Here is a 16,266-nt window from a genome sequence, read left to right on the forward strand (position 1 = left end):
GGCCGGGCCGGCTGGCTGACCCCGGCGCAGACCTGGCGGGCGAACGGTGGTCGCTGGTGAATCCCGCAGCCCGGCAGCCGGATCGGGCCCCAGACCGCGCAAGCGACCGGACGGAGCATCGCCGCAGGGATCGGTGTCTCACTGCGAGCGTGATGCCCCTGAGGCATCAATATGACTCAGCGGCATCACGGTCATTCGGGCATCGCCCTCCGGCGAGCGGAGCGCGCCGGAGGCGGGCGACTCCACCGCCCCGGACGGCCGGAGAGCCGAGGTGAGCAGGCCGCACCTGCCGATGCGGCCGCTCTGGCGGTGTCGCGGCTGCGGGGCGCCCTGGCCGTGCCAGCCGGCGCGGCTGGCGCTGCTCGCCGAGTACCGGCACGACCGGGTGGGGCTGCTCGTCTACCTGGGTGCCCTGATGACGGAGGCCGGCGCTCAGCTCACCCGGCTCCACGGGCGACCCGCCGACCTGCACGAGCGCTTCCTTGGTTGGGCGCGGGGCCGGGGCGGCACAATGTTTCACGTGAATCATGAGCCGGGTGCCGAGATCCACCACACCGATCCGTTCGCGGTGCCGACCGGGCAGCGGTCGCCGGTACGCCGGCTGCGTGGTCGGCTCGCCGCACCGGTGACCCTCTGGACGGCGCCCGGTCCGGCCGGGCTGACCGTCTCGTCGACCCTGGTGGCCGAGGGGGAACCGGACCGACTGCTCGGGTTGATCGACCCGGAGTCCGACCTCTGGGCGGCCGTCGAGGAGTCGGGTCGGTTCGCGGTCACGCCGCTCGGCCCGCCGCACCGGCAGCTCGCCGACCGGTTCGCCGGCCTCTTTCCGGCTCCGGGCGGGCTGTTCGCCACCGGCGACTGGGTCGAGACGTCGTACGGGCCGGTCCCGGCGGACGGCGGCGGCTGGGCCGGGTGCCGGCTGGACACCGCACGGGAGTACGGCTGGGGCCTGCTGGTCGAGGCCACGATCGAGGCCGTCGACCTGGCCGAGGAGTCCGTCCCGCTGCTGCACTACCGCGGTCGCTACCACGAGTTGCCGGCCTGACCGGGGCGTCTCGTCCGGGCCCGACCGATCACCGCAGTGACCTGAGTCACTTGGCGCAGCCAGCCAACCGCTCGGCGCACTCGCCGACCGTCGTCGATCTCAGCCTTCCCTGCCGGGGAGTGCGCTCTTTACGGTGCGCGAAACTCCTCTGACGCCTGTGAAGGTGGTGATCCACAGATGTCCACGGACACACCCGCTCCGGCTGCTTCCGAGTCGGACAAGTACCTGGCCGTACAACGGTCGGACGAGTTCGCCGGGCTGCGGCGTGCGCTGCGCGGCTTCGTCTTCCCGATGACCGTCGCGTTCTTCCTGTGGTATGCGCTCTACGTCATTCTCTCCGCGTACGCCCGGGACTTCATGGGCACGAAGCTGTTCGGCAGCAACATCAACGTCGCGCTGGTCTTCGGCCTGCTCCAGTTCGTCTCCACGTTCCTGATCGCCTGGCTCTACTCCCGGTACGCGGACCGGAAGATCGACCCCATCGCGGACCGGATCCGCGCCGAGATCGGGGAGGTGACCCATGAGCACGGTCCACGCGGTTGAGACGTTCCTCGCGGCGGAGGCGGGCAACCACACCGCCCGCAACCTGACCATCACGCTCTTCCTGGTCTTCGTGGCGGTGACCCTGGGCATCACCATCTGGGCCAGCCGGCAGACCAAGACGGCGACCGACTTCTACGCGGGTGGCCGGTCCTTCTCCGGTTTCCAGAACGGCATGGCGATCGGCGGCGACTACATGTCGGCCGCCTCGTTCCTCGGCATCGCCGGCATCATCGCGCTGTACGGCTACGACGGCTTCCTCTACTCGATCGGCTTCCTGGTCGCCTGGCTGGTGGCCCTGCTGCTGGTGGCGGAGCTGCTGCGGAACTCGGGCCGGTACACGATGGCGGACGTGCTGGCGTTCCGGATGCGTCAGCGTCCGGTGCGTACGGCGGCGGCGGTCTCCACCATCACGGTGTCGATCTTCTACCTGCTCGCCCAGATGGTGGGTGCCGGCGCGCTGGTCGCGCTGCTGCTCGGTATCCGGCCGGGGACGACCTTCCTCGGCATGGACGCGGACACCGCGAAGGTGGCCACCATCATCATGGTCGGCGCGCTGATGATCATTTATGTCACGGTGGGTGGCATGAAGGGCACCACCTACGTGCAGATCGTCAAGGCGTTCCTGCTCATGGGCGGTGCGCTGCTGATGACCATCCTGGTGCTGGCCAAGTTCAACTTCAACCTGTCGGCGCTGCTGGGCCAGGCGGCCGAGGCATCCGGTAAGGGCAGCGCGTTCCTCGAACCCGGGCTGCGGTACGGCGTGGAAGTCGCCGGCAACTCGACGCAGACCTTCTACAACAAGGTTGACCTGCTGTCCCTGGGCATCGCCCTGGTGCTCGGCACCGCCGGCCTGCCGCACATCCTGATCCGCTTCTACACGGTGCCGACCGCCAAGGCGGCCCGCAAGAGCGTGCTCTGGGCGATCGGCATCATCGGCACCTTCTACCTGCTCACCCTGGCCCTCGGCTTCGGTGCGGCGGCGCTGGTCGGCAGCCAGGCGATCACGGCGCAGGACAAGGCCGGCAACACCGCGGCGCCGCAGTTGGCCGAAGCGCTCGGCATCGACTTCTTCGGCGGCGAACTGGGCGGGGCAGCCCTGCTGGCGATCATCGCGGCGGTCGCCTTCGCCACCATCCTCGCGGTGGTCGCCGGGTTGACGCTGGCCTCGTCGTCCAGCCTGGCGCACGACTTCTACGCCAACGTGCTGAAGAAGGGTGAGGCGTCGGAGCGGCAGGAGGTGCGGGTCGCCCGGATCTCCGCCCTGGTGATCGGCGCGGTGTCCATCCTGTTGTCGATCTACGCGCAGAACCTCAACGTGGCGTTCCTGGTGGCGTTGGCCTTCGCCGTCGCCGCCTCGGGCAACCTGCCGGCGATCCTCTACAGCCTCTTCTGGCGGCGGTTCAACACCTCCGGCGCGGTGTGGGCGATCTACGGCGGGCTGCTCTCGGCGGTGCTGCTGGTGTTCTTCTCGCCGGTGGTCTCCGGTGCGGCGACGTCGATGTTCCCGGACCACGACTGGCAGTGGTTCCCGCTGTCCAACCCGGGCATCCTCTCCATCCCGTTCGGTTTCCTCTGCGGGTGGATCGGCACTGTCATCTCCAAGGAACACGACGAGGACAAGTACGCCGAACTGGAGGTGCGCGCCCTCACCGGTGCTGGCGCGCACTGACAGCGGTACCCGACAGGGGGTCCCCTGTTGACGCACGACGTCAACAGGGGACCCCCTGCACCAATTCGACGGTCGGTAGGCTGAGCGGTATGAAGGTTGCTGAGCGCTTTGGTTCCGGTCACCGCGTCCTCGTCACCGGCGGAGCGGGCTTCGTCCCGTCGCACCTGGTAGACGCCCTGATCGCCCGAGGTTGCACAGTGGTGGCGCTGGACAATTTCGTGACCGGCTCCAAGGAGAACGTCGCCCACCTGCTGGACCGGCCGACCTTCACCCTCGTCGAGGCCGACATCTCCGAGGGTCTGCCGACCCACCATCCCGCGCTGGCCGAGCGGTTCGACGCGATCCTGCACATGGCCTCCCCGGCCAGTCCCACCGACTTCGCCCAGCTGCCGGTGGAGATCCTCCGGGTCGGCTCGGTCGGCACCCTGCACCTGCTGGAGCGCGCGGTCGCCGACGGCGCCCGGTTCCTGATGGCCTCCACCTCCGAGGCGTACGGGGACCCGAAGGAGCACCCGCAGCGCGAGACCTACTGGGGCAACGTCAACCCGATCGGGGTCCGCAGCGTCTACGACGAGGCCAAGCGCTTCTCCGAGGCCGCGACGATGGCGTACCACCGCTACCGCGGGCTCGACGCGGCGATCGTCCGGATCTTCAACACGTACGGCCCGCGGATGCGCCCGGACGACGGCCGCGCCATCCCCACCTTCATCTCGCAGGCGTTGCGCGGCGAGCCGATCACCGTGCACGGCACCGGCAACCAGACCCGGTCCATCTGCTTCGTCGAGGACCTGGTGCGCGGCATCCTGCTGCTGCTCGACTCGACCGAGACGGGCCCGGTCAACTGCGGCACCGAGCACGAGCTGACCATGCGACAACTCGCCGAGTTGATCGTGTCGCTCTCTGACAGCAGCTCGAAGGTGACCTATGTCACCCGGGGCTCGGACGACCCGGAGATGCGCCGGCCGGACCTCACGCTCGCTCGTGAACTGCTCGGATACGAGCCGTCGATCGCGCCCGAAGATGGCCTGCGACGCACCATCGAGTACTTCCGGACGCGGCTCGGCTGACCGGATCCGCGCGTACCGGCCGTCGCTGAGTGTCGCCTGAAGGCGGTAGTGGCTTCGGCTACGTACCCTGAGTTACATGTCCGCGACCTCGTCTGCCGGCGTCCCGCATCCGTACCTGCACCGCAGCGCCGGGCGCGCGTCGGTGCCCGGCCCCGACCGGAGCGCCTCCGGGCGTGCCCGCCCGAGCGAGGCGCGCTTCTACCCGTCGCACGACGAGGAGCAGCTGCGGCCCGGCGGCCCGAACGGGCCCACCGGGCCTGGGGGCCCGGGTGGCGCCGGTGGGCCGGGACGGCGTGGCCCGCGACCGCGCTGGGGGCGGATCGCCCTGGTGGCGGGGGTCGCGGTGCTGGTGCTGGCGCTGCTCGGCAGCGTCGGCGCCTGGCTGTACGCCCGCAACCTCAACAGTGACCTGGCCCGCACCGACCCGTTCGCGGAGATCACCGGCGGTCGACCCGCCAAGACCGTCGATGGCGCGCTCAACATCCTGCTGGTCGGCAGCGACTCGCGGGATCCGGACGCACCGGTCGACACCAAGAGTCAGTGGCGCGCCGACACGATCATCGTCATGCACATCCCGGCCGACCACCAGGAGGCCTACCTGGTCTCCATCCCCCGGGACCTGTACGTGCCGATCCCGGAGAGCGCCGGAGCGGACTGCGGCTCCGGTTCACGCGCGAAGATCAACGCTGCGTTCGCGTTCGGTGGGCTGCCGCTGGCGGTACGCACCGTGGAGTGCTTCACCGATGTTCGGATCGACCACGTGATGGCGATCGACTTCGGCGGTTTCAAGGAGGTCACCGATGCCCTCGGCGGGGTGGACCTGAAGGTGGAACGCACCATCACGTCGATCCACAAGCCGTACCGGACGTTCACCAAGGGCACCAACCACATGGACGGCGCGGAGGCGCTGGACTGGATCCGGCAGCGCAAGCAGTTCCCGGACGGGGACTTCGCCCGGATGCGGCACCAGCAGGAGTTCCTTCGGGCGCTGATGGACAAGGCGGCCAGCACCGGCACGCTGGCGAACCCGAAGAAGCTCAACGACTTCCTCAAGTCGGTGACCGCGGCCGTAACCGTCGACCAGTCTTTCTCGGTTACAGACATGGCGCTGCAGTTCCGTAACCTGCGCGGCCAGAACCTCACCTTTGTGACCAGCCCGAACTCGGGCAGCGACACCATCAACGGCGAGTCGGTGGTGGTGTCGGACCGGGAGAAGGCGCTCGCGATGTACCAGGCCATGTCCGCGGACAAGATGGCCGACTGGGTCAAGGCCAACCCGCCGAAGAGCAACGACGGCGGCTGACGCCAACCCGAGGGGCACCAGCCGTTCGGGTCATCGAACAGCGACGATCGTCTGAGTCTGCGAAATTCGACGTCCGGATTGACCCGGGATGAACTCGCCAAGTCGATTTGATGTACGTACAGTGGTGCCGCCCCCTCCTGATCACGAGCTGGAGCACGCATGCCGGTTCAGGCCAGTCGTCGCCCTTCTTCCCCCGGGTCCGCCGCCCCCAGCGGTCGAATCGCTGCGGCCATACCCGCACAGTCGCGCCCCGGTGGTGGCGGGCCGGGCTCGCGCCCTCCGGGCGGCGGCGGTGACGGTGGTGACGACCGCCCGGGTGGCGGTGGGTCGAAGAAGCGGACCAAGCGCAAGGACCCGCTCTGGGCCAAGCTGACAGTCGTCTTCGGTGCCGTGTTGATGCTCAGCAGCGGCGTGGCCATCGTCGGCAGCAAGGCGCTGATCGGGCAGGCGACGGGCGGCATCGCGAAGGGCAACCTGCTGGGTGAGGCGGGCAAGTCCGACGCCGAGGGCGGGGCGAGCCTGGACGGCCCGATCGACATGCTGCTGCTGGGCGTGGACGCACGCGAGCGCTGGGCCGCCGACGACGTCCGCTCGGACAGCATCATCATCCTGCACATTCCGGCCACGCACGACCAGGCGTACCTGATCTCGATCCCCCGGGACACCGAGGCGCAGATCCCGGCGTTCGAAAAGAGCGGCTACGGCGGCGGCTCCGGGAAGATCAATGCCGCGTTCCAGGCCGGCGCCGCGAACGGTGGCGGCTGGGAGGGTGGCGCCCAGCTGATGGCCCAGACGATCAAGCGGCTCACCGGGATCAGCTTCGACGGCGCGGCGATCATCAACTTCGGTGGCTTCAAGAACGTCATCGACGCCCTGGGCACGGTGCGGATCTGCGTCACCCAGGAGGTCAAGTCGCTGCACATGTCGTACGTCGACGGCAAGCCGATGTGGAACGCGGACGCCAAGAAGACCGGCAAGCAGCGGACCCCGGTGGTGCACAAGAAGGGCTGCCAGGAGATGGAGGGTTGGGCCGCGCTCGACTACTCCCGCCAGCGCAAGACCCTCAAGAACGGCGACTACGACCGGCAGGCGAACCAGCAGCAGCTGATCAAGGCGATGGCCAAGAAGGCCACCGAGGGTGGGATGCTGACCAACCCGGCCAAGATGAATAACCTGATCAAGGCGGCGGGCAAGGCGTTCGTGCTGGACACCGGCGGCGTGCCGATCGAGGACTTCATCTTCACCATGCGCGGGGTCACCGGCAACGAGCTGACCATGCTCAAGACCAACAACGGCACGTTCAACGCCAACGGCAACAACACCGAGGGCTTGAACGAAGAGACGATGGCCATGTTCCGGGCGGTCAAGCAGGACAAACTCGCCGAGTTCGTCTTCACCCACCCCGAGGTGATCTCCACCCGCAAGTGACGCCGGTAGTCGCGGAAAAGCAGCGACGACCCCGTCACCGCCCGTAGCCTGACGTGAGCAGGTTTCACGTATCGGCTGCGGGGAGGCGGTCACGTCCAGGTGGGGACGGAACGCAGCGGGCCGGGCCGGAGCGGCCCCGTCCGCCCGGTCACCTCGCGCCCGTGGGTCGCGCATCATGCTCGGCGTCGGCCTGGCCCTCGTCCTGCTGGCCGGGCTCGCCGTGGCCGGGCTCAAGACGCTCAGCCACCGGTACGACCGCACGGTGACCAAGGAGCAACTGCTCGACCCCGACGCCCGTACCGCCCGCACCGACCTGGACGGGCCGCTCAACTACCTCCTGGTCGGCTCCGACCGACGACCCGGCGACAGCGGCCCGGACCAACGCTCGGACACCATCCTCATCGTGCACGTCCCCGCCGGGCAGCGGGAGGCGTACCTGGTCTCCATCCCGCGTGACCTGCTGGTCGCCATCCCGCCCGCCAACGGCTTCGGCGGTGGCCAGGACAAGATCAATGCGGCGTACGAGCACGGCGGCGGCGGGCAGGCCGGCGCCCAACTGCTCTCCGCCACCCTGCACCGGCTCACCGGAATCCAGTTCGACGGCGCCGCGTTGATCGACTTCTCCGGCTTCCGGAAGGTCATCGACCTGCTCGGCGGGGTACAGATGTGCGTGGACACCGAGGTCCGCTCGATCCACACCAACCGGGTCTTCACCACGGGCTGCCACCAGATGGACGGCGCGCAGGCGCTGGACTACGTCCGACAGCGCTACGACCTGCCCGGCGGTGACTACGACCGGCAGCACCACCAGCAGCAGCTGCTCCGGGCGATGCTGGACAGCGCCGGCAGGGCGGACCTGCGAAGCAACCCCGTCAAACTCGACCAGGTGCTGCGGGCGGTCGGCAGCTCGTTGACAGTCGACACCAACGGCGTACCCCTGGAGGACCTGCTCCTCGCGCTGCGCGCGCTGCCGCCCGACGGGATGCGCGGCGTCCAGGTGCCCTCCTCGCCGCAGACCATCGACGAGGTCTCGTACGTGGTGCTCGACAACGGGGGCAACGGGCTGTTCGAGGCACTTCGCGACACCCGGGTGCCGGCCTGGGCGCAGGTCAACCCCCGCTGGGTGACCCGGTTGTGACGGTGTCGACGGCCCGGTCGGTGCCGAACCGGGCCACGAGGATCTAGTGTTGCTTCCTGTGTTCGGACCCCAGGTTCCCACCGTGCCCGTGACCGAGATCGCCGACGAGACCTACCTGCTGGACGTGCGGGAGGACGACGAGTGGGCGGCCGGCCACGCCCCCACCGCCCACCACCTGCCGATGATGCAACTGCCGGCCCGACTGGCCGAGGTGCCCACCGACCGGGAGGTGGCCGTCGTCTGCCGCTCCGGCGGGCGCTCCGCGCAGGTCGTCGCCTACCTGATCAACAACGGCTGGGAGCAGGTGCGCAACGCCGACGGCGGGATGCGCCAGTGGGCCGCGGTCGGCCGACCTGTGGTCGACGCGAACGGGCAGCCCGGCCAGGTCATCTGAGGCCGGCGCAATGGGCGGGCCACTGGTCTTCGCGCACCGCGGCGCCTCGTTCGACCTACCCGAGCACACCCTCGCCGCGTACCTGCGCGCCCTCGACGAGGGTGCCGACGGCCTGGAGTGCGACGTCCGGCTGACCCGGGACGGGCACCTGGTCTGCGTGCACGACCGACGACTCGACCGCACCAGCAACGGCCGCGGTCTTGTCAGCGCGCGCACGCTCGCCGAACTGGACGCCCTGGACTTCGGCTCGTGGCACCCCGGCAGCGCGCCGGACGGCGACCTGCCACCGGACGAGTCGCACACCCGGCTGCTGACCCTGGCCCGACTCCTGGACGCGGTGCTCGCCGCCGGCCGGCCGGTCCGGCTGCTGGTCGAGACGAAACACCCGTCCCGTTACGGCTCGAACGTGGAACGGCGACTGGTCAACCTGTTACGCCGGTACGGGCTGGCCGACCCGACACCGGACGATCCGGTGCAGGTCACCGTCATGTCGTTCTCCCCGTTGGCGGTCCGTCGGGTGCGCGAGCTGGCCCCGACGCTGCCCACCGTGCTGTTGCTGGAGGTGTTGCCGCGCTGGTTGCGGTTGGGTCGGCTGCCGTTCGGCACCCGGATCGCCGGGCCGGGCATCAGCCTGGTCCGGGCCCGCCCGCAGCTGCTGCCCGCACTGCGCGCGGCCGGCAACCAGGTGTACGTCTGGACTGTCAACGAACCGGCCGACCTGGAGTTGGTGCTGACCGCCGGGGTGGACGGGGTCATCACCGACCGGCCGGCGTACGCCCTCGCCCGGCTGGACCGCTGAGCCGATCGGCCGGGCGGGGGTGCCCAAAACCGGGACGGCGGGGCAGACTCGGCACATGCCGGAGCGTATCGATTTCCCCGCTCTCATCGCCGGCCACACCGTCGTGATCGAGATGATCAACTCTGGGGACGCGGGCCTGCCGGTCCTCACCCAGCTGCTCCGGGTGGCCCAGCCGGCGCTCGGCGCGACCGGGATGGCGTTCGTCGAGTTCGGTCCGACAGGTGGCCGGGTGATCGCCGCTACCGGCGTGGCCGAATGGGCCCTCGGCCGACCACTGGCTGTCGACGACCCGGACACCGTCTGCCTGCTCGCCGGGCCACGGGTGCGCCAGGTGCGGGTGGGTGACCTCAACGGCAAGCTCGCCGGCGAACTGGCCGGCAGTGGCCTGCGTCGGATGGTGGTCTCCCGGGCCGAGATCGGCGGCCACACCGTCGGCAGCCTGCACGCGCTCTATCCCGGCGACGACGAGCCGGGCCCCGAGCAGCAGGGGGTGGTCGGCTACCTCGCGTCCTGCGTCGGGCACATGTACGGCGACCAGAGTGGCCTGCCGGTGCACGGTGACGGCCCGGTGGTGGCCGCCCTCGCCGACGGGCTGGCCGTCGTCGACCGGGACGGGCACGTCCGGCTCTGGAACCCGGCCGCCGCCCAGGTCACCGGCCGGACGGTCGAGCAGGCGCTGAACCACCCGTTGCCGTTCCCGCTGCCGCCCTCCGGGCAGGTTCGCGACCACCGACTGCCGGACGGCCGCTGGCTGCGGATCACCTCCGGCGAGCTGCCCGGGCCGGGCACGTTGCGGGTGGTCACCTTCCGCGACATCACCGACCAGCAGCGCCGCGATCACGACCGGGAGCTGTTCGTCGCGGTGACCAGCCATGAGCTGCGCACCCCGGTAACGGTGATCAAGGGCTACGCGGACACCCTCACCGACCACTGGGAGTCGCTGACCGACGTCGACCGCCGGCAGGCCGCCCGGGTGATCGGGCAACGCGCCAACGAGCTGGCCCGGCTGGTCGACCGACTGCTCAGCTCCGCGGCGGAGGTGGGGCCGGGCGACGACCCGCCCACCCCGTTCGACCTCGCCGAGGCGCTGCGTTCCGCCGTCGTGGACCTGCCGGCGGAGCTGCGCCGCCGGCTGGTGCTCCGCCTCCCCGGCGATCTGCCCAAGGCCCTCGGTCACCGGCCCAGCCTGGCCACCGTGCTCACCGAGTTGACGACCAACGCCGGTAAGTACTCGGCACCGGACTCACCCATCGAGATCACCGCCTCGGTCGACGGGCAACTGGTCGCGTTCCGGGTCAGCGACCAGGGCATCGGCATCCGACCCGAGCACGTGGAACGGGCCTTCGACAGGTTCTGGCAGGGCGAGTCCGGTGACCGTCGCGGATACCCGGGTGCCGGGCTCGGCCTCTATCTCGTCCGCCGGATCGTTGAACAGCAGAATGGATGGGTATCCCTACGTCCGAGGAACGGCGGCGGTACGGTCGCAGAGGTGCGGCTACCACGCGGTTGACCGAGGGTGGCGCGACGTGGAGGCGACGGTGGCAGCGGCAGCGGTAGCGAGGGATCAATCCTGGTGTGTGGTGGTTCCCCACCACCCGGGTGGGGCACGGCTGGCCCGACACCGGCTCGCCGCGGAACTGGCCGACGCCGTACCCCCGGCGCTCCTGGCGGACCTGATCGCGGTGCTCGCGGAACTGGTGGGCAACGCGGTACGGCACGCCAGGCCGCTGCCCGGCGGCGTGATCCGGGTCGCCTGGCGGCTGCGGCCCTCGCCCGAGGGCGCACTCATCCAGTTGCGGGTCACCGACGGCGGCGGCGCGAACAGCGGGCCCCGACTCCGGACGGCCAGCCCGGACTCGGCGGACGGGCGCGGGCTGCACATCGTGGCCGGCCTGGCCACCCGCTGGGGCGTCGAACAGGACGGCATGGGCCAGCGCGTCTGGGCGGAGTTCGACCTGGCGCCGGCACCCCGACCCGACCTGGTGCCGGCGGGCTGAGGACGGCCCGGGCGGGTCCCGGCCACGGCGAGCCGCTCGGGGCTCTAGGCTGTGACGCCGTGAGTAAGCGTCGAAAGAGCCAGCGCACCGCCGCCGACACCACCCCCCGCCGCGACAAGGTGCGGGACATCTTCGTGCCGCGTCCGTTCGACGGGCTGGTCGACGAGTCCGAGTGGATCGCGCTGCGCGAGTTGGTGCCCGCCGCCTCCGCCCCGCTGCGGCTGGCGCCCGCCGTCATCGAGGAGTTCGGTGACCGGGCGGTGACGCTCGCCACGGTGCTGCCGATGGCCGCCCCGGCGATCACCAAGCCGGACGGCCGGGTGCTCATCGGTCTCCAGCGCCACCAGCAGTCCGGCGACGTCTCCCGGGATCTGGCCGACGCGTTGCTCAGCGCGTTGCGTACCGAGCCGGGCGGCCAGGTGGCAGTGCCGCCACTGCCCGGGCCCGGGCCCCGCCTGCAGGACATCCTCGTGGACGGTCCGCTGGACATCACCATGCACGACGGTTTCGAGTTCTGGCTCGACCCCGGGGCCGCCGACGACCCGACCGTCCAGGCGTCGCTGGAGCGGGCGAACGCGGCCATCTACCCGACGGTGCGACTGACCGCGGCGAAGGCCGCGTACTGGTGTCAGGTGCCGGAGAAGGCGCACGTGCGCTGGGTGCTGCCGGACGACGAGGACGGCGCCCTCGACGCGTTGGCCCGCCTCGGCGCGGCCAGCACCCTGACGCTCGGCGAGCAGACCAAGTTCGCCGGCATGTTCCGCGCGCACGGTCGACTCGTACCGGTCTGGGACCTGCCGGAGGACACCCCGGCGGCCGAGTGGGAGGAGCCGGTGGCGCAGTTCGCCAAGCGGTACGCCGAGGCGCTCACCGTCACCGACCCGCTCGACGCCGCCGACCGTCGGGCCCGTCAGGGGCTACTCGGCCGCCAGCTCACCCTGCGCTGAGCCGGGCGGTCCCGTTCAGCCGTTGACGGGTAGCGGCTCGCGGGTGATCGGGCAGGACATGCAGCGCGGCCCGCCCCGGCCGGAGCCCAGCTCGGACCCGGCGATCGGGATCACCTCGATGCCGGCCCGCTCGAGTTGGGCGTTCGTCTCGGTGTTGCGCTCGTAGCCGACGCAGAGCCGTGGGGCCAACGCGAGGGTGTTGTTGCCGTCGTCCCACTGCTCGCGTTCGGCGGTGACCGGATCCAGCCCGGTGTCGATGACCCGGAGCAGGTCGAGGTCCATCGCGTCGGCGGCGGCCCGCAGGAACGGTGCCGGCCCGTCCACCCGCGGGTCCTCGCCGTCCCCGCCGGCGATCACCGTGTACGCGGACAGCGTGCTCGCGATGTTGGGATACATCAGCACGGCATCCACGTCGACCATCGTGCACACGGTGTCCAGGTGCATGGTGGCGCGCTCCTGGGCGATCGGCACCACCAGGATGGTGTGGGCCAGCCCGGCGGCGAAGACCTGCCGGCCGAGGCGCTCGGCGCCGGCCGGGGTCGTCCGCTCGCCCACCCCGACCGCCAGCACCCCGGGTGCGAGCAGCAACACGTCGCCGCCCTCCAGGTGCTCCAGGCTGGGGCGGTAGACGAACTCGGTGCCGGCGAACCGGGGGTGGTGGCGGTAGATGGCGTCGGTCAGTGTGGTTTCGCGGCGGCGGGCCGGCATGGCCAGGCTGGTGACACCCACCCGGTCGCCGATCCACAGCGACGAGTCGCGGGTGAACAGCAGGTTGGGCAGCGGGTCGATGACGAAGTCGTGTCGGTCCATCAGCGTGTAGACCAGCCCACCCGGCCGCTCCGAGCTGATCCGCAACTCCTCGTGGGCCAGCCCGGCGGTGAGCACGTCGGCCAGGGCGGCCGGGTCCAGGTAGGAGAGATGGTCGGCGACGCGGGCGCGCAGGGTGTCGCCGAGCCGTGGGGAGCGCAGCACCTCCTCGGTCAGCTCGGCCCGGGCGTCCTCGACGGCGAGCGTCTCGGCCAGCAGGGTGGCCAGGTAGAGCACCTCCACGCCGCGCTCGCGCAGGGCGGCGGCGAACGCGTCGTGCTCCTCCTGGGCGCGTCCCACCCAGGGGATCGCGTCGAACAGGAGCGAGTCGTTGTTGCGTGGGGTGAGCCGGGCCAGTTCGGGGCCGGGCCGGTGCAGCAGTACGGTGCCGAGCCGCCCGACTTCACTGTCGACGTAGTGGGTCACTCCCGCAGCGTAGGGCAGGGTTTAGCGGCATCCGAGAAAAGAACTGTGGATGAATATGGCATTCATCCACAGTCACTCCGGCGTTCCGGCTTGCCGAACACCGGTAGTGGCAACGTAGGGTAGTGAGGACATAACTTCGAGGGACCTTTTGCCGGAGGTCGCGATGACTGTCTTTCCCGCACGACGAGCCGTACCGTCCGCTCGGGCACTGCCGCCCGTCGCGGTGCCACACCCCCGCGTCGAGGCGCCGGGGGTTCTGGAACCGGTCCGTCCGACACCGCTCGAATGGGCCCGCCGTCGTCGGGCCGAGCGGGGTGCCCGCCGCCTGGAGGCGGCCGGGGCACGGGCGTTGGGCCAACTCGACCATCTCGGGCCCGCCTGGCACGTGATCGAGTGGCCGCGCACAGACGTGACAGACGTGCTCGACCGCGGGCAGGACGACCGGGCCGGGTTCCTCGCCATCGGGCCGAGCGGTCTCTTCGCCGTGACCATCGCCGACCACGGCCGGGCCAGGGTGCTCGTCGCCGGCGACGTCGTGCAGATCAACGGCAAACGGCCCCCGTACGTGGCCGAGTCCCGCCGGGACGCCAAGCGGGCCAGCAAGGCCCTCTCCGACGCGGTGGGGCTGCCCGTCCCGGTGACGCCGGTGCTGACCTTCGTCGGCTCCGGCGTCATCAGCGTCTACGGCCTTCCGAAGGACTGCCTGATGGCCACCCACCGGGAACTGGACCGGTTGCTCGTGGCCGGAGGCAGCCGGATCAGCCCGGCCACCGCCGAAAAGCTCTCCCGGGTCGCACAGCACCCCAGCACCTGGCTGAACGGCACGTACCGTCCAACGGCCGACTACCGGTGGTACGACGAGGGCCGAACGGCCGCTGACAAGCCGGCCCACCGCCGGTAACGTCACCGGCGACGCCACGCGGCTCCGGTCCCCCTTCACCTCACCGGTCTCCGCGCCGTCGCCGGTCGCCTCGGTCAACCCCGCGCGGCCCGGTGACCCGGTGCGCTCGGTGATTCCGTCGGCGACCCGCTAGCGTGGACAGTCGATCGGTGCACATAGGAGGCGCGGTGGCCCACGTCGAACTTTCGCTCTCGGAAGCGTTCGTGCCGGCGGCGCGGGCCTCGACAGAGCCGGAGTCCGACAACGTCGGCCAATGGTCGTCGACAGTCTCCCGGGCCGATGAGCCGTGTCTGCTGATCGACGCCGACACCCGGGTGGTGGCGATCTCCACGGCCGGCTGCGACCTGCTCTGCCTCGGCGAGCCGGACGGGCTGATCGGCCGACCGCTGCTCGACGGCGGGCTGCGCCTGCTCGACTTCACCGCCAACCGGGGCGAGCTGACCGAAGCCGAGATCGACAAGATCCCGCCCCTGCTGGCGCTCTCCTCCGGCCGGCTGGCCCGTGGGCTGCTCCGGGTGCAGGCCGCCTCGGCGAACAGCTCCGACGCGACAGTCGACGCGATCTCCACCCCGCTGCTCACCGACGGCACCGTGGCCGGTTCACTCACCTTCTTCTCCGAGGTCTGACCTGCGGCGGAGTGTGTCGTGTGCCGCACGCGGCGTTGCCCGGGCGGGCCCGCCGGAAGGCCGTAGGGTGCCTTCATGTTCGATATCGCCCTGTTGCCGGGGGAATACGCTGTGTGCCGGATGGCCGCCGGCAGCACCCTGCCGTACGCGCTGTCGAGCGGGCTGCGCGGAACGGACGTGGTGACGGTGAGCTGGACCTCCGACGGCATCTCCGTGATCTGCCCGATCGACCGGGCACCGGCACAGGCCGTACTGGAGACGACCTGGCGTTGTCTGCGGGTCAGCGCCCCGGTGGCGCTGGCCGGCGCCGGCAGCCTGGCCGCGCTCGTCGACCCGCTCGCCGAGGCCCGGGTCAGCGCCGTCACGTTCTCCACGTTCGACACCGACTATCTGCTGGTGCCGACCGTCCGGCTGACCGAGGGAACGGCGGCCCTCCAGCGTGCCGGGCACCGCGTCACCGGTTGACCTTCACCCGATCGGCCGCTCACCCTACGATGGGCTCGGCCACCCCGGCCGCGACGAATTCTCCGATGTCCCGAGGATCGGCCCGTGCCGTTCACCCCACCCCACCCCGCTCCCCCCGCACCGCAGGCGACGATTCACCCCCCACCGGCGACTGACGAGCGAGCAGCGCATCGCGTACCCACGCCGGCCATCACCCGGGTCCTGCCGATGGTGCTCGCCGTCGCGGTGCTGGCCGGCTGCGGTGCCCCACCCGGGCTGGGAGAACCGACGGGCGTGGCCACGCACACCGCGAGCCCGACGACACCCGCCCCGAGCACCGCACCCACGACCACGCCGCCCACTGCACCGCCGCTCGCCACTGTGACGCCCACCGCGGACGCCGGGTTGGTCGCGACCGCGTGCCGCAACGGGCCGACCGGGCAGCGGGTGCTGCAACTCTTGCGCGGCCAGGCCGGAGTGCTTCCAGCGAACGTCCGGGTGCGGGTCCGCACCGGGCCACTCTGTGCCGGCGACTGGCAGTTCACGGTGCTGGAGGTGACCGGGCACGAGGAACTCCAGGTGGTCACCCGGGGCAAGGCCAGCGCCCCGGTGCTGGTAACCGCCGGCACCGACGTCTGCACCGTCGAGGTACGCGCCGTCAGTCCGGCCGGGATCCGCACCCTGGCCTGTGACGCCGGCCCGGCCAACGGGCCAGGTGCGTAGGCTGATCGG

The 16,266-nt window shown here is 70.9% G+C and carries 17 protein-coding genes; 16 read left to right on the plus strand and 1 reads right to left on the minus strand.

Features of this window, described 5'->3' with window-relative positions:
* The first annotated feature begins 292 nt into the window (after positions 1–292).
* The 12 genes from ACX27O_RS00350 to ACX27O_RS00405 all read left to right on the plus strand — a co-directional run bounded on the left by ACX27O_RS00350 (position 293) and on the right by ACX27O_RS00405 (position 12,330).
* Positions 293–1,045, plus strand: coding sequence for a flavin reductase family protein (locus tag ACX27O_RS00350; protein WP_210865623.1), 753 nt, complete (start codon positions 293–295; stop codon positions 1,043–1,045).
* Between the two features lie 177 nt (positions 1,046–1,222).
* A complete protein-coding gene (locus ACX27O_RS00355; protein WP_030331682.1) occupies positions 1,223–1,588 on the plus strand; it encodes a DUF485 domain-containing protein in 366 nt (121 codons plus the stop codon).
* Entirely contained in the window at positions 1,566–3,257 is a 1,692-nt protein-coding gene (locus ACX27O_RS00360; RefSeq protein WP_030331684.1) for a solute symporter family protein, read from the plus strand. The genes ACX27O_RS00355 and ACX27O_RS00360 overlap by 23 nt, the downstream gene beginning before the upstream one ends.
* 89 nt (positions 3,258–3,346) lie before the next feature.
* Positions 3,347–4,324: an NAD-dependent epimerase/dehydratase family protein gene (locus tag ACX27O_RS00365; RefSeq protein ID WP_030331686.1), complete on the plus strand. Its 978-nt coding sequence runs from the start codon at positions 3,347–3,349 to the stop codon at positions 4,322–4,324.
* Between the two features lie 76 nt (positions 4,325–4,400).
* Positions 4,401–5,627, plus strand: coding sequence for an LCP family protein (locus tag ACX27O_RS00370; RefSeq protein WP_030331688.1), 1,227 nt, complete (start codon positions 4,401–4,403; stop codon positions 5,625–5,627).
* Between the two features lie 159 nt (positions 5,628–5,786).
* Positions 5,787–7,055: an LCP family protein gene (locus ACX27O_RS00375; protein ID WP_030331689.1), complete on the plus strand. Its 1,269-nt coding sequence runs from the start codon at positions 5,787–5,789 to the stop codon at positions 7,053–7,055.
* 175 nt (positions 7,056–7,230) lie between these two features.
* Entirely contained in the window at positions 7,231–8,193 is a 963-nt protein-coding gene (locus ACX27O_RS00380; protein ID WP_030331691.1) for an LCP family protein, read from the plus strand.
* Positions 8,194–8,251: 58 nt separating this feature from the next.
* Complete coding sequence (locus ACX27O_RS00385) at positions 8,252–8,587, plus strand: rhodanese-like domain-containing protein (protein WP_030331693.1); 336 nt, start codon at positions 8,252–8,254, stop codon at positions 8,585–8,587.
* A gap of 10 nt (positions 8,588–8,597) precedes the next feature.
* Entirely contained in the window at positions 8,598–9,386 is a 789-nt protein-coding gene (locus ACX27O_RS00390; RefSeq protein ID WP_030331695.1) for a glycerophosphodiester phosphodiesterase, read from the plus strand.
* A gap of 55 nt (positions 9,387–9,441) precedes the next feature.
* Positions 9,442–10,896 (plus strand): PAS domain-containing sensor histidine kinase, encoded by a 1,455-nt coding sequence (locus tag ACX27O_RS00395; protein WP_030331697.1) that lies wholly within the window; start codon positions 9,442–9,444, stop codon positions 10,894–10,896.
* Between the two features lie 67 nt (positions 10,897–10,963).
* Positions 10,964–11,383: an ATP-binding protein gene (locus ACX27O_RS00400; protein ID WP_309140736.1), complete on the plus strand. Its 420-nt coding sequence runs from the start codon at positions 10,964–10,966 to the stop codon at positions 11,381–11,383.
* 59 nt (positions 11,384–11,442) lie between these two features.
* The gene (locus tag ACX27O_RS00405) at positions 11,443–12,330 is read left to right on the plus strand and encodes a DUF5926 family protein (RefSeq protein WP_458938797.1); all 888 of its coding nucleotides are present in this window, start codon (positions 11,443–11,445) and stop codon (positions 12,328–12,330) included.
* Positions 12,331–12,345: 15 nt separating this feature from the next.
* Here the strand turns inward: ACX27O_RS00405 and ACX27O_RS00410 are convergent, their stop codons facing one another.
* Positions 12,346–13,563, minus strand: a complete 1,218-nt coding sequence (locus ACX27O_RS00410; RefSeq protein ID WP_210865583.1) for an arginine deiminase — start codon at positions 13,561–13,563, stop codon at positions 12,346–12,348.
* A gap of 163 nt (positions 13,564–13,726) precedes the next feature.
* On the opposite strand from ACX27O_RS00410, the gene ACX27O_RS00415 reads away from it, so the two are divergent.
* The 4 genes from ACX27O_RS00415 (at position 13,727) to ACX27O_RS00430 (ending at position 16,257) form a co-directional block, all read left to right on the plus strand.
* Positions 13,727–14,464, plus strand: a complete 738-nt coding sequence (locus tag ACX27O_RS00415) for a hypothetical protein (RefSeq protein WP_030331709.1) — start codon at positions 13,727–13,729, stop codon at positions 14,462–14,464.
* A 167-nt stretch (positions 14,465–14,631) separates the two neighbouring features.
* The gene (locus ACX27O_RS00420) at positions 14,632–15,090 is read left to right on the plus strand and encodes a hypothetical protein (protein WP_030331711.1); all 459 of its coding nucleotides are present in this window, start codon (positions 14,632–14,634) and stop codon (positions 15,088–15,090) included.
* A 75-nt stretch (positions 15,091–15,165) separates the two neighbouring features.
* Complete coding sequence (locus ACX27O_RS00425; protein WP_458938798.1) at positions 15,166–15,555, plus strand: ACT domain-containing protein; 390 nt, start codon at positions 15,166–15,168, stop codon at positions 15,553–15,555.
* A gap of 207 nt (positions 15,556–15,762) precedes the next feature.
* Positions 15,763–16,257 (plus strand): hypothetical protein, encoded by a 495-nt coding sequence (locus tag ACX27O_RS00430; RefSeq protein ID WP_458939090.1) that lies wholly within the window; start codon positions 15,763–15,765, stop codon positions 16,255–16,257.
* The last annotated feature ends 9 nt before the right edge of the window (positions 16,258–16,266 follow it).

The sequence above is a fragment of the Micromonospora sp. SD19 genome (assembly GCF_054462275.1).